This window comes from Pseudoalteromonas aliena SW19, assembly GCF_014905615.1.
Taxonomy (GTDB): Bacteria; Pseudomonadota; Gammaproteobacteria; order Enterobacterales; family Alteromonadaceae; genus Pseudoalteromonas; species Pseudoalteromonas aliena.
Genome location: NZ_AQGU01000025.1, coordinates 429,436 through 444,006, shown reverse-complemented (window position 1 = coordinate 444,006; position 14,571 = coordinate 429,436). Strand labels below are relative to the sequence as shown.

The following is a 14,571-nucleotide window of genomic DNA, read 5'->3' as shown; positions in this document are numbered from 1 at the left end:
TTTTTAAGTGTATTTTAAAAAGCAGTAAAAAGTAATGACTCTGTGCAATGAGGTGTTTTAGTATTCATTTCATTAAAAAGACTGTCTTTACTGTTTTTTTGATAAGTATTTCAGTCAAAAATAATGATTTTTTGTTTTGTCTAAACTTTTTATCTTGTTTAATTTGGCATTTAGTAGTTTTCTAATAACTTGCCACGTGATCCCTTGTACTTGAAGTAGTAAAAGCACCTTGCTTAGTGAAACTGAGCTAACCCAACTATGGATAGAACAATGAAAACAAAATTATCTATTATTACACTTGCATTATTACCTTGTTTAGCTGCTGCAAAACTGCCTGATGCAGGTGCGATTCAACAAGTTGCTTCAAGTAGCGACTCACTGATTGTTAAATACAAAAAAAATGCTTCGCCTCAAATGCGTAAACAAGCAAGAACCTTGGTTAGAGCTAAAATTACTGATTTGAATAACGATGAAGTTGACGACAGCTATACATCATTACTGTCTGGTCGACTTGCTAAATTTAAAATATCAGGCATGAGTACTAAAGACGCTATTAAACTGTTAAAAACGCACCAAGCTATTGAATATGTTGAACCAGATTATCGTGTAAGCATTGCAAGTTTGCCAAATGACCCCCGTTTTGATGAGCTTTGGGGCTTAAATAATGAAGGACAAACGGGCGGCACTGTTGATGCTGATATTGATGCGCCAGAGGCATGGGAAATTTCTACGGGTAGCCGCGATGTAGTTGTTGGGGTTATAGATACGGGGGTAGATTATACCCATAATGATCTTGCAAGCAATGTGTGGGTAAATACAGCCGAAATAGCAGGAGATGGTATTGATAATGACGGAAATGGTTATATTGATGACATTCATGGTATTAATGCGATTACTAACAGTGGCGACCCAATGGATGACGAAGGACATGGCTCACACGTGTCGGGCACTATTGGTGCAAGCGGAAATAACGCAACAGGCATTGTGGGTGTAAACCAAGAAGTATCGATTGTTGGTTGTAAGTTTTTAGACGCACAAGGTAGTGGTTCATCTTCAGACGCAATTAAATGTATTGATTATATGGTGGGACTTAAAAACTCCGGCGTTAACTTACGCGTATTAAATAATAGCTGGGGCGGCGGTGGTTATAGCCAAGCACTTGCTGATGCAATAGCATCAAGCGAAGCTGCAGAATTATTGTTTGTCGCGGCGGCAGGTAACGATACTATTGATAATGATGTTAATCCACATTACCCATCAAATTATGAAAATGCGAGTGTATTGTCTGTAGCAAGTACAGATCAGACTGATGGCATTTCGTGGTTTTCGCACTGGGGTTTAACCAGTGTAGATATGGGCGCCCCAGGCAGTGCTATTTTATCTACAACACCGGGTAATTCGTACGCGTCATACTCGGGTACTTCAATGGCAACACCACATGTTGCGGGTGCTGCAGCACTTGTTTTATCTATTAATCCAGATTTAACAACGCAAGAATTAAAAGAGCTATTAATGAATAGCGGTGACGCAAATACGGCACTACAAGGTAAAACTGTTGCAGGTACACGCCTAAATGTACACCAAGCGCTTGTTGATGCAGATCCAACTCCTGGCTTTAAGCTTTCTGTCACACCACAATCACAACAGATCACCGCTGGTGACACTACAAATTATACATTCACGATAGGTTCAATAGCGGGATGGGATTCAGAAGTAACACTCGATTTAGCATCGTCTTTAGAAGGTGTTTCTCTTAGTCGCACAACGGCAAATCCGGGTGACGACGTTGAACTCAATGTTGAAACAACAAACGATACCCCATGGGGTGAGTATGAGTTTACCGTTACCGCTACGTCAGGCGAGCTAGTGAAAACTAAAACCGTCGAGTTAATGATTCAACCTGCTGGTTTAAATGATTTTACTTACAGTAATGATGACAGTGTAGCCATTCCTGATAATTCTCCAGAAGGTGCACGTTCCGTTATTAATGTAGCGGATGAGCTCACAATATTTGGCACTGCTGCTAATGTAGATATTACCCACACTTATTCGGGTGATTTAGTTGTAAAACTCATTTCAGCGCAAGGCAGTGAAGTGACATTACAAAGTAATATTGGCGGAGGTAATGACGATATTGTTAAGCGCTTTACATCTGATGCGTTTAACGGAGAAGTAGCGACAGGGGATTGGACACTCAATGTAGTTGACACTGGCGCTGCTGACACGGGTAACATTAACACGTGGTCACTTACTTTTAGTGCGCTTGGCGAAGTAAGCTCGCAACCGCCACGTGCCGACTTCACTGTTGATACGCAAGGGTTAACAGCTTTGTTTGTTGATACAAGTAGTGACGTAAATAATGATATTACACAATTGAGTTGGAACTTTGGTGATGGTGCAACGTCTGCCGATCCTAGACCTGTACATACTTACTCAGAGCCAGGTAGTTACACAGTTGAACTGACAGTAACAGACAGTGAAGGCAATACAGACACCTCAACACAAACAGTAGTTGTTAGTAATGTCGACATTGAGTTGAGCTTAAAACGAGCAAACAAATCACGCTTAGATACGATGCGTGTAGAGCTTAGCTGGGAAAGCGTTGGCGCCGAATCACTAGACGTTTATCGAAATGGCGAGCTAGTGGATACTACATCTGATAGCGGCAGATACCGTGACCATGTACGCAAAGCAACATTGCCAACATACGATTATAAACTTTGTGTAACCCAAAATGTGTGTTCGAACACAATTACAGTTTCATTTGATTAGTATTTAACATTTTGTAAGTTATTTGAGCCCAGCTTTGCTGGGCTTTATATTTTAAAAGAGATTTACCTTTTTAGGGTCACGCAGCTTTAATTCTAAAAGCAAAGCGCAACTGAAAAATAAGTTATATCGGCAGAAGTAATAATCTGAAAAACTGCTTACTATCTACCTCCTCCATAGTAAATTTTCTGTTAATTTCAAATTAATATCTCCCCACAAAAATTACCTAATATAGATACTAAATCGTTGTTATATAATGATAAAGAACGTAATTAATTTTAAATTACATTATTTTTGATTACATTCGAGGTTGTTTTTTGCTCACGTGTTCAGTTTGTAGTTGTTGACGAACGAGTAGATTATGCTACTTTTAGAAACTAAGATGTAAATTAAGTGTTAATTGAGTTTTTAACGGAGGATCAAATGAACTTACGTAAAATGATTAAAACCCCCTTTGAACTAAGTGTATTGTCACTGGGTATTATTGGTTTGAGCGCACATGCGGCAGTTGATTGCAATGCATTAGATACATGGCAATTAGGCCAAACCCATACTCAGGGTAACCAAGTTAAAGCGCAAGGTAATGCGTACCAAGCAAAGTGGTGGACACAGTCTAACCCTGTTGAAAATGCTGGTGAGTGGCAAGAATGGATTAAATTAGGTGCGTGTGACAGCGTTGTCAATGATGCGCCTGTAGTCTCTATTTTAACCCCCTCAAATGATTCTCAATTTACCATTAAAGACAACGTTGTCATTTTGGCTGAAGCGACAGATACAGATGGCACAATTGATCATGTTAAATTTTTTGTTGACGGATCCCTGATCACAACCGATAGCATTGCTCCGTATAGCGCTCGTTGGCAAGCAATAGGGGGAACGCATCAAATAAGTGCAGTGGCAACTGATGATAAAGGACAGCAGTCGAGTCAAGTTACCAGCACCGTTAATGTTAACGATGTTGTGGTTGAACCTACAAATCAACCACCCATGGCGACTATTTCTTTTAGCACCTCATCAGATCCACTTGTTGTTGGCTCACGTGTTGTGTTTGAGCTCTCAGGTACTGACGATGATGGCCAAGTAACGCAGCTTAATTTTGCAGTCAATGGCAGTGATGTATACCAAGCAAATACACCATCAAGTCGTTATGAACACCAAGTAACAGCAAGTGGAGATGTGACTTTTACACTAACGGTAACAGATAACGAAGGCGCGACCTCACAAGCAACAAAGATATTAACAGTTGCGAAAGAGGGGACTCCCAGTGACGGCGTTGATGAGTGCAAACCCCAGGGTTTATATCAAACCCAAGGTGTGAATACCCCTTATTGTACTGTGTATGATGCCCAGGGACGAGAGGTTATGGGGGAGGATCATCCTCGGCGCGTAATCGGTTATTTTACTAGCTGGCGTAATGGCGCAAATGGTGAGCCACGTTATTTAGTGAACGACATTCCGTGGGATAAAATCACTCATATCAACTATGCATTTGCACATGTTGATATAAACAATAAAGTGTCAATTGGCGACCCAGCTGCACAAGGGAATCCAGCAACAAACATGGAATGGCCCGGTGTGGTCGGAGCTGAAATGGATCCGAGTTTTACGTATAAGGGGCACTTTAATCTTTTAAATAAATACAAAAAACAATACCCACAAGTAAAAACGTTAGTGTCTGTTGGAGGCTGGGCAGAAACTGGCGGTTACTTTGATAGCACAGGCCGCGTTGCAAGTGGTGGATTTTACACCATGACAACTCTTGCTGATGGTTCGGTGAATCATTCAGGTATTAATGCATTTGCGCAAAGCACCGTTGAGTTTATAGAAAAGTATGGTTTTGATGGTGTTGATATCGATTACGAATATCCTTCATCAATGAAAGATTCAGGCCATCCTGATGATTTCCCTATTTCAAATGCACGCCGCGCTGGTTTAAATGCGTCATATCAAGTGCTAATGAAAAAAGTACGCGAAGCACTCGACCGCGCTGGCGAAAAAGCAGGTAAACATTACCTCTTAACAATAGCATCCCCTTCTTCAGGTTATTTACTGCGTGGTATGGAAACATTCCAAGCGGTCAAATACCTCGATTATGTCAATATCATGTCTTATGACCTACACGGTGCATGGAACTCACATGTTGGTCATAACGCAGCCTTGTTTGATACCGGTCAAGATTCAGAGTTAACTCAATGGGATGTGTATGGCACCAAAGAGTTTGAAGGTATTGGCTATTTAAATACAGATTGGGCTGTGCGTTATTTTCGTGGTGCCATGTCAGCGGGTCGTATCAATATTGGTTTACCTTACTACACTCGGGGATTTAAAGATGTAAGTGGTGGAACTAATGGCTTATGGGGGCAAGCTGCTTTACCTAATCAAGCCAATTGTTCGCCTGGCACCGGTGTGGGTGAAAAAAACAAATGTGGAGATGGTGCGTTAGGCATAGATAATCTTTGGCATGATAAAAATGATGCAGGCCAAGAAATGCCCGCAGGTTCAAACCCACTTTGGCATGCTAAAAACCTCGAACGTGGAATAACCCCTTCGTATTTAGGTGCGTATGGTTTAACGCCCAATACTAACCCAGAAGATAAATTAACGGGCACTTATACACGCTACTACGACAACGTTGCCATTGCGCCTTGGTTATGGAATGCAGATAAAAAAGTATTTCTTTCAATCGAAGACGAAGAATCGATGACGGCTAAAGTTGACTACGTGATCAATAATGGCTTAGGCGGCATCATGTTTTGGGAGCTTGCAGGCGATTTTGATTACGACTCACAAAAAAATGAATATTTCATGGGGGCGACGCTTACGTCTCTTGCGTATGACAAATTTAACCAAAGTGGTGTTGTATATAATGTGCATGGCGGCAACCCAAGTTTTACAGTGCCAACAGAGTCGGTTGATATAACGTTTGCAGCGAATAACTTTCCTGTGGGGGATGATAATTACCCGATAAGTCCTACCTTTTCATTTACTAATAACTCATCAATTGATTTAAGTGGTGCAAAAATATCATTTGATGTACCTGTATCAACCTCAGCTATTTTTAAATCAAACTGGAATGCCCAAGAAAAACTGGGTATGGCAGTCGAAGTAAACGGCTCAAATACAGCGGGCAACAATATAGGTGGTTTTGAAAATGAGTTTCACCGCTTTTCTATCACTCTTAATAATGAATGGGGCGATATACCAAAAGACTTTAGTGCAGGCGCCACCGTTAACGCACAAGTGATGTATTACATGCCCATTACAGGCCCAAGTAACTTTACTATTGAAAAAGATAGCAACGTTTACGCATTCAAATTTGAGTACCCGCAACTCCCAACGGCAACAGCAGGTAATACGAGTGAGCCAAGCAACTCAGGCACATGTGAAGGTGTTGCTGTGTCATCAATTCCAGTTTACCCAAACTTTCCACAGAAAGATTGGGCAGGAAACCCAAGCCATGCCACCAGTGGCGATTTAATGACCCATAAAAATTCGGTTTTTAAAGCAAAATGGTGGACCACGTCTGAGCCAGGCGCTACGGCTGATTGGATCAAACGTTGTAGTCTGTAAATAAAACCGCTTTAGAGGCGAGGAACAATTTTCCTCTGCCTAAAGTCTTTTGAAGGATAAAATAATGACATTAATTAAATTTAAAACTCTATCGCTCTCAGCAGCTTCAAGCTGTGTACTGCTTGCAATCATGCCTGCTCAGGTTACTGCGCATGGCTACATGGATAGCCCAAAAGCACGGCAAGCATTTTGTAAAGCTGATGCAGGTTATTGGTGGCCAACTGATGGCAGCGCGATTCCAAATCTAGCATGTCGTGCAGCATTTTTAGAATCAGGGACAGTTCAGTTTGTTCAAGATATTGAATTTTCTGTCAATACTCCCGATTACCTTAATCAAGCAGCGGTTGAAGAAAAAGTACCCAATGGGTTATTGTGCGCTGGTGGCGATAATGAAAAACGCGGTATGGATTTACCATCGCCACACTGGCAACGCAGCGATATTGTGCCTAACGCTAATGGCGAAGTAAAAATACGTTACCTTGCCACAACCCCTCACAACCCAAGTTTTTGGCAGTTTTATTTAACCAAGCCGAGTTTTAATGCTGCCACTGATGTGTTGACGTGGGCAGATTTGGAACTGGTGCAAGAGCACAGTAACATTGATTTCACTAAAGGTACCCAAGGTAACCGTTACTATGAAATGAATGTTGCAATTCCACAAGGTCGCAGTGGCAATGCCATTTTATACAGCCGTTGGCAGCGTGTAGATCAAGCTGGCGAAGGTTTTTATAACTGTAGCGACATTAATATTATAAGCGATGCAACACCCGTTGAACCAAGTCAATGGAGTGGTGTTGGCTACTTTGTACGTCAAGGTCAAACTGCAATGGTGGGGGATACTGTTTGGGCACGTTTGTTTGACGAAAGTGGCCAAGAAGTTATTAATCAACAATTTAAAGTAACGGCTCAAAATAGTGCCAGCTGGCAACAAACATTAGCAGCACAGCTTAATCTTGATTATGCACATTTAATGCAAATCGGGGTACAAAACGAAGCTGGCGATATTGTATTTAATGATTCTGACACCTTAATTAATCAAGTTTATAGCAGCAATGCTGACTATACCTACACCTTAAGTGTGCAAAGCTCACCAACAAATACGGCACCGATTGTTAATGCTCCTGCTGACTTAGCCATTGATGAAAACACCTCAAAAAAAGTGCATTTACATGCGTTTGACGATGAAAAAAATACGCTTATTTATAATTGGTCAGTGCCAGCCCCGCTTAGTTTTAGCGGCGGGGATGCAAATATTGAACTCAACGCCCCCGAGGTAACAGCTGATACGGACTATACGGTTTCAGTGTCGGTATCCGACGGTGAACTAACCACTCAAGTGCGTTTTAAAGTAACCATTAACGATAGCACAATTGTCGATTCTGATGCTCCTAAGTGGAGTGCCTCCGCAGTATATCAAGCTGGCGATAAGGTCACTTATCAAGGCGTTGTTTATACCGCTAAGTGGTGGAACCAAGAGCAACAACCCGATGAATCAAATGCGTGGGAAGGTGAAACATCACCAGAGCAAAGCAATTTATGGAAAGCAGGTAAAGCCTACCAAGGTGGCGACGAAGTGATTTTTCAAAACCAAGGTTATCGCGCTAAATGGTGGACTCAAGGTGATACACCTGGGCAAGCCAGTGTGTGGGCCAAGCTTTAACACACTAATTTTTTAGTTCGCGTTTATTAAAAACACAAGAGCGTGTTGCTTTTTTAGGAAGGGATTAAATCCCCCTAAAAGAACAAATTTTAATTTTTAAAATCAACACGCCTTTGTAACAAAATGAGAGAAAAATATGAATATTAAACAGTTAACAGCCGCCATTGGTGCAGTATTATTTTCAAGTACAGCGATTGCCGCACCGTCTACACCAAGTATTAATTGGGAACCGCAACAATATTCTTTTGTGGAAGTGGATTTGGAGGGGAATGGATCATATAAACAACTTGTTACCCGTGTGGAGCAGGTGAATATCAATATTCAATGGAGTGCATGGAGCGGTGACGGTGGTGATAGTTACAAAGTTTACTTTGATGACATGTTGGTAAATGAAGGTACTCTTGCGGCAGGTTCTAAGACCGGGACTATTTCTTTTCTTTATGACAAAGCAGGTCGTCATACATTGTACGTTGAGTTATGTGAAGGAGGGACTACGTGTGCTCGCAGTGCAGGGAAACCAATTGTTATAGCCGATACCGATGGATCTCATTTAGCGCCACTGCCAATGAATGTTAATTCAAATAACCGTGACATTGGTGTTAAACAAGATTTGGTTACCGGTGCTTATTTTGTTGAATGGGGCATTTACGGGCGTGACTTTGATGTAACAAATATCCCCGCACAAAACCTAAGTCACATTCTATATGGCTTTATTCCAATTTGTGGACCAAACGACTCACTGACAGGTAATCCTAAACGCTCGTTGGAGATAGCGTGCGCAGGGACACAAGATTTTGAAGTTGTTATTCACGACCCATGGGCCGCTGTACAAAAAGCATTACCAGGTGTGGATGCAAACGATCCAATCCGTGGTACGTATTCACAGTTAATGGCGCTTAAACAGCGCTACCCAGATCTGAAAATTTTACCCTCGGTGGGTGGCTGGACACTATCAGATCCATTTTCTAGTTTTACTGATAAAGCCAACAGGGACATATTTGTAGCATCAATGGAGGAGTTCTTAAAAACATGGAAGTTTTACGATGGTGTTGATATTGATTGGGAATACCCTGGAGGTGACGGTGCAAATAAAAGTATAGGCGATCCTATAAATGATGGTCCAGCCTATGTGGCATTAATGCAAGAGCTGCGCGCCATGCTTGATCAACTTGAAGCGGAAACTGGCCGTACTTACGAGTTAACATCAGCCATTGGCGCAGGGTATGACAAAATTGAAGACGTTGATTACCAAGCAGCTAGCCAGTATATGGATTACATTTTTGCGATGACTTATGACTTTTACGGCGCATGGAGTGGCGTAACAGGTCATCAAGCTGCACTTTATTGTGGTGAGCATATTAGCGCAGGCGAATGTAATGGCACTGGCTTAGATGAAAGCGGTGAGCCACGTAAAGGCCCCGCATATACAACAGATAACGCAGTGCAGTTATTATTAGCGCAAAATGTACCATCTAAAAAAATTGTAGTGGGCGCTGCAATGTATGGCCGTGGTTGGGAAGGGGTTTTTCCAACAGGTACCACTATTGATGGTAATCCAATGACAGCAACCGGCTCAGGTCCATTAAAAGGAAGCAACGCGCAGGGCGTATGGGAAGACGGTGTAATTGATTACAAAGGCATTAAATCTTTCATGATTGGTACTGATGGCATGGGCGTGAATGGTTTTGAAGTGGGTTATGATGATCAAGCTCAAGGCGCGTATGTGTGGAATCGCTCAACAGGAAAGCTTATTACATACGATAATGCTAAATCTGTCATTGCAAAAGGCCAATATGTTCAACAGTACAACTTAGGCGGCTTATTTGCATGGGAAATCGACGGCGATAACGGCGATATTCTTAATGCAATGCATGATGGTTTAGGTGGCGTTGTGCAACCGGTTAATAACAAACCTGTTTTAAATGTACAAAGTACAGTGACAGTCAACGCAGGTGAATCAGTATCTGTAAGTGCAACCGCAACCGATGCCGATAACGATGTCCTCACATTTTCGTGGACAGCTGCTGCGCAGTTATCCATTTCAGGTGAGACAACAAGCACAGTGGCAATTACTGCCCCAAATGTGAGTCAAGATAGCCAGTTTGCAGCAACAGTTAATGTGTCTGATGGTAAAGTAACCGTTAGTAAAGCAATTGTTGTTAATGTACTGGCACCAACCAGTGGTGGTGAAAATACCGCACCCGTTATTAACACCCTTGCAGATATAACCCTTGAAGAGGGCGCAACTGCAACAGTTTCAGTTATTGCAACCGATGCACAAAACGATGTACTAACTTATAGCTGGAGCGTACCTGCAGGGTTAAAGCGTGTCGGTGACGGCGCAAATATCAACCTTGAAGCAGACGCAGTTGCACAAAACACAGACTTTACGGTTTCTGTTTCTGTAAGTGATGGTCAGGTTTCAACTACACAAAACTTTACTGTCACTGTAACAAATAACGATTCAACAACCCCTCCAGCAGTAGATGCATGGGATGCAAGCAAGGTATACGTTAAAGGCGATACAGTTGTATTTAATACAATAACTTACAAAGCTAAATGGTGGACTCAAGGAAATAGCCCTGACTTAGGTGGGCCGTGGGATGCGCAATCACCACCTACAGATGGAGAAGGGAATCGAGCTTGGCAGCCATCGGCGGTTTACAACAGTGGTGATAAAGTTATTTATCAAGGTAACCAATATCAAGCTAAATGGTGGACGCAAGGGGATAAGCCAGATTCAGCGAGCGTATGGCAATTGCTTTAGTAATATAACCTGAACTTTGGGTAATAAACCTATTTAAAGCAGCTTTAGGGCTGCTTTAAATTTTATTGCATTATTTGACGTCTATTTTTGATCGCGTTGTTATACGTTTAGCTGCTTTTGTAAAAAATAACTGGTGTGTCCATTAGGCATGTTGGCTAATTCACCAAAAATAGAATATCCCGCTTTAATATAAAAATCGAGTGCCTGAAATGTGGTTGTTTCTAGCCGTACATTTTTAATTCCTTTTGACAAAGCATAGCCCTCCATTTCAGATAAAAGTTTAAGTCCCCAACCCATTTTACGAACACTGGTGTCAACCCATAGGCCTTGAATGTGCATCCAGTCCCAATTAATTTCACCTAATATACCGGCAAAAATTTCATTTGAGTCATTTTTTACAAAAGCAGACACTTTTTCTCTAAATACAATGCCAGTAAAAGATTCATTAAATGCAGTGAGACCAGCTTTTAAGGCTTCAAAATCAGCCTCTTCTGGGGGCATAGGTGTTGTTAATTTCATGGTGTTCGGGCATCTCCATTTTATTAGTATGCTTTGCGTAAGATACAAAGTTGTAGCGAACTAGGGCGTGTTGATCTTTGTAGATTGAAATTTGTTCAATTTAGGGGCGATTTAATCGCGGCGCGAGGTTTGTAACCTAGTGGGCTCGGTAACTGCTCCTGCGTTACTCTAATGGCTTACATCCCTGTAAGAATAAGTAAAAACTGAGCAACAAAGAGTTAATCGCCCCTAGATCGAGCTCAAAGGGCAGCGCATGTTTGGCATTTTTGCTGCGTTATCGCCTATTTATGGGGAACAAGCACACGACATAGGCGCTACCTTGCCTAAATACCAAACAGTCTGCTGCAAAATTAATCACGAAAGGTCAACACGCCCTAGTGTAGCAACTTTTATGCGTTAATATAGGCTGTTATTTACCTGATTAAGGTCGCAACCTAAATTAAAGCGTTTGTTCATTTTAGTGTGTAAAAAATACATATAATTAGAATAATTACCTTGGGTTAGTCGCATTTAATTTTCTATAAGTGAAATAAAGTAAATACTTTCAATTTGTTATGTTTATATTTCCCTAATTGTGACTTTGGTATGCAAGTTGAATCAGTGCCTGATATATTTTAAAAAGGAATGACCATGACTGCTGACTACTTTATGGTACTAGGGCTGATCGAGTCGCTTTTTTTGCTGTTGCGGGAGCGTTGCTCGGGTATGAAAAAAACATCAGCGGATTTGGTGTCGTTGTGGTGGCAACGGTTACCGCTTTAGGCGGCGGGACCCTCAGAGATATACTTTTAAACAAGCCAGTATTTTGGATTGCAATGCCTGAATATTTATATTTCACTTATGGCGCTGTCGTAGCAACAATTGTATTTATTCGATATCTACCGCACGTTAATAACTATTATTTTTTACTCGTAGACGCTGTTGGTATGGCATTATTTAATATCATAGGAATCGAAAAAGCATTAATTAATGGCTCTGGCATGGTGGTCGCCATTACCATGGGTATAACAACAGGAATTTTTGGTGGGTTAATACGTGATGTTATTTGCCGTGAGGTACCAACCGTTATGCGCAGTGAACCTTATGCATCTGCATGTTTAGCTGGTGGGCTTGTTTATGGTGCTTTATTTAGTCTTAACATAGATTATATTTGGTGCATTTTAGGCTCATTTTTTACCACTCTATTTTTAAGATTGGGCTCACTGCATTGGGGGTGGCACTTAACTATATTCAGAAAAAAAGACGTCAGAAACCAAGGTTGAGTATACTGGAGATAGTCCACGAATGTTAAAACCTGCATTCGCATTACGAGTATTTGTTAATTTTAATGAATTTTTTATTAGCGAGTGGCTTTTTATTATTAGGTTTATCATTTAAGTTAAGGGCGATCCCTAATACGTTAACGGCTACGTTTAGCTTTGACGGCGCTGAGTCACTAATGTCTGTATCGGCTTTAGGTTTGCTTAGCGGCTCGTTTATGATTGCGTCAGTTATAGGCTTAGTCGCATTACTTACCTTGTTTGCCAGTAACCGTTGGTGGCGCAATTAGGGGCTTTCTAATTATTGGTAGCGGGCAAGGTATAATTTAATACTTTGTTGTAGTGCCTCTGTATCTGTTTTTATTTTATAAATATAAACTGACCGACAAACAGCACGGAGTTTTAAATTTTATACCCGTTGCTATGGTTTACGGTGGATTGGCGGGTTTGATGTATTATTTGCTGTGTTATTGGGCTTAGGGTTATTTTAAAATAAAACAAAGGATCTTTTATGATTAGTTGCGACCAACACGATTATGTTGAAATAGCCTGTATGAACCGTTTACACGTTGAGATTGTTTTAAAAAGTGGTGACACTATGCGTGGTATAGCAACTGACACAAAACGTAATGCTAATCGAGAGGAGTGCATAGTCGTTAACGTCAATAGCGAGCTGCAACTCATTGTGCTAACAACAATTAGCGTGCTTAAATCGTGCACACAAAACCCGTACTTTGACCAAGTTAGTTTTGATGTGTAAGACCAATATTTTCCCTTATTATCACTGTATAATGGTCTGAAAAATAACTATCTAAGGTTTCTATGAATTCAATTGAGCTTTTTTCTGGTGGCGGGGGGTTGGCGCTTGGTTTGGTTAAAAGTGGCTTTCATCATAAAGCCATTGTTGAGTTGAACAAAATGCTTGTAAAACAATTAGACTCAATAGTGCATTTGATTTCGGAAAATGTGTGTATGAATGCAGTGTCGTAAACTTTGATTATACAGCGATTGATGCTGATATCGATTTGATATCGGGAGGCCCACCTTGCCAGCCTTTTTCTTTGGGCGGTAAAGCGAAAGGGAATGAAGATTCTAGAGATATGTTCCCTCAAGTAATTCGCGCAATTCGTGAAAAAAGACCAAAAGCTTTCATATTTGAAAATGTTAAAGGTTTAATGAGAAAGTCATTCTCTGATTATTTTGAGTATATTACTTTACAGCCTCAATATCCCTCGTTAAACAAAGCTATTGATGAGCCTTGGCGGCTACATAAATCTAGATTGGATCACTATCATGCTCAAAGTGATCACATGCAATTAGAATATAAAGTAACCTGTAAGCTTGTTAATGCAGCTGATTATGGTATTCCTCAAAAGCGAGAACGCATTTTTTTATTGGCTTTCGAACGGATATTGACCAAAACTGGGGGTTTCCTAAACCGAGTCACTCAGAAGAATCTTTAATTTGGGATAAGTGGGTTTCAGGTGAATATTGGAAGCGGCACAATCTGCCTGTGCAAATTGCGCAAGAAAAAATGTTAAAAAAAGTGGATAAGATTCGCTAGAAATATCGCTTATCAACGCCACAAAGCCTGCCTTGGGTAACAGTGCGTGATGCTTTATCTGGTTTACCCGACTGTGAACATGAAGATGCAAAAAATTATAATCAACATGTGTTTAAAGGTGGAGCTAAAATCTACCCAGGTCATACTAGTAGTTATATCGATGAGCCTTCAAAGGCTCTTAAAGCAGGAGCGCATGGCGTGCCTGGTGGAGAAAATATGATTCGTTTTGAGTATGGTAGCGTTAGATATTACACTGTTCGCGAAAGTGCAAGAATACAGTCTTTCCCAGACGATTTTAGTTTTGAAGGTTCTTGGGGGGAAGTGATGAGGCAGTTAGGCAATGCAGTTCCCGCTAAGCTTGCAGAACAAATTGGCTTGTCAATATTCACGGCGCTAAAGAAATAACAAGTTGATTCCTAATCGTTTAATAAACGTCACGCAAAACCTAAGGTAGAAAAGAAAA

At 41.0% G+C, this 14,571-nt stretch carries 10 protein-coding genes and 1 pseudogene; 10 read left to right on the top strand and 1 reads right to left on the bottom strand.

Annotation, left to right across the window (positions count from 1 at the left end):
* Window positions 1-270 precede the first annotated feature (270 nt).
* The 4 genes from PALI_RS07505 (at window position 271) to PALI_RS07490 (ending at window position 10,766) form a co-directional block, all read left to right on the top strand.
* Window positions 271-2,772 (top strand): S8 family serine peptidase, encoded by a 2,502-nt coding sequence (locus PALI_RS07505; RefSeq protein WP_193155451.1) that lies wholly within the window; start codon window positions 271-273, stop codon window positions 2,770-2,772.
* Window positions 2,773-3,192: 420 nt separating this feature from the next.
* Complete coding sequence (locus PALI_RS07500; RefSeq protein WP_193155450.1) at window positions 3,193-6,339, top strand: glycosyl hydrolase family 18 protein; 3,147 nt, start codon at window positions 3,193-3,195, stop codon at window positions 6,337-6,339.
* A 64-nt stretch (window positions 6,340-6,403) separates the two neighbouring features.
* Window positions 6,404-7,999: a lytic polysaccharide monooxygenase gene (locus tag PALI_RS07495; RefSeq protein ID WP_193155449.1), complete on the top strand. Its 1,596-nt coding sequence runs from the start codon at window positions 6,404-6,406 to the stop codon at window positions 7,997-7,999.
* 136 nt (window positions 8,000-8,135) lie between these two features.
* Complete coding sequence (locus tag PALI_RS07490) at window positions 8,136-10,766, top strand: glycosyl hydrolase family 18 protein (RefSeq protein WP_193155448.1); 2,631 nt, start codon at window positions 8,136-8,138, stop codon at window positions 10,764-10,766.
* A gap of 99 nt (window positions 10,767-10,865) precedes the next feature.
* Here PALI_RS07490 and PALI_RS07485 read toward each other — a convergent pair whose 3' ends face one another.
* Window positions 10,866-11,285, bottom strand: a complete 420-nt coding sequence (locus PALI_RS07485; protein ID WP_193155447.1) for a GNAT family N-acetyltransferase — start codon at window positions 11,283-11,285, stop codon at window positions 10,866-10,868.
* A 630-nt stretch (window positions 11,286-11,915) separates the two neighbouring features.
* Between PALI_RS07485 and PALI_RS07480 the strand changes: the two are divergent.
* The 6 genes and pseudogenes from PALI_RS07480 (at window position 11,916) to PALI_RS20080 (ending at window position 14,513) form a co-directional block, all read left to right on the top strand.
* Window positions 11,916-12,547 (top strand): annotated as a pseudogene (locus PALI_RS07480) (trimeric intracellular cation channel family protein).
* Between the two features lie 65 nt (window positions 12,548-12,612).
* Window positions 12,613-12,834 carry a hypothetical protein gene (locus PALI_RS20095; protein ID WP_226894517.1) on the top strand — a complete coding sequence of 74 codons (222 nt, stop codon included), beginning with the start codon at window positions 12,613-12,615 and terminating at the stop codon, window positions 12,832-12,834.
* Between the two features lie 221 nt (window positions 12,835-13,055).
* Window positions 13,056-13,304, top strand: a complete 249-nt coding sequence (locus PALI_RS07470; RefSeq protein ID WP_193155446.1) for a Rho-binding antiterminator — start codon at window positions 13,056-13,058, stop codon at window positions 13,302-13,304.
* A gap of 62 nt (window positions 13,305-13,366) precedes the next feature.
* Window positions 13,367-13,534: a hypothetical protein gene (locus tag PALI_RS20090; protein ID WP_226894516.1), complete on the top strand. Its 168-nt coding sequence runs from the start codon at window positions 13,367-13,369 to the stop codon at window positions 13,532-13,534.
* Window positions 13,513-14,007, top strand: a complete 495-nt coding sequence (locus tag PALI_RS20085) for a DNA cytosine methyltransferase (protein WP_226894515.1) — start codon at window positions 13,513-13,515, stop codon at window positions 14,005-14,007. The genes PALI_RS20090 and PALI_RS20085 overlap by 22 nt, the downstream gene beginning before the upstream one ends.
* 143 nt (window positions 14,008-14,150) lie before the next feature.
* Window positions 14,151-14,513 carry a DNA cytosine methyltransferase gene (locus PALI_RS20080; RefSeq protein WP_226894514.1) on the top strand — a complete coding sequence of 121 codons (363 nt, stop codon included), beginning with the start codon at window positions 14,151-14,153 and terminating at the stop codon, window positions 14,511-14,513.
* Window positions 14,514-14,571 lie beyond the last annotated feature (58 nt).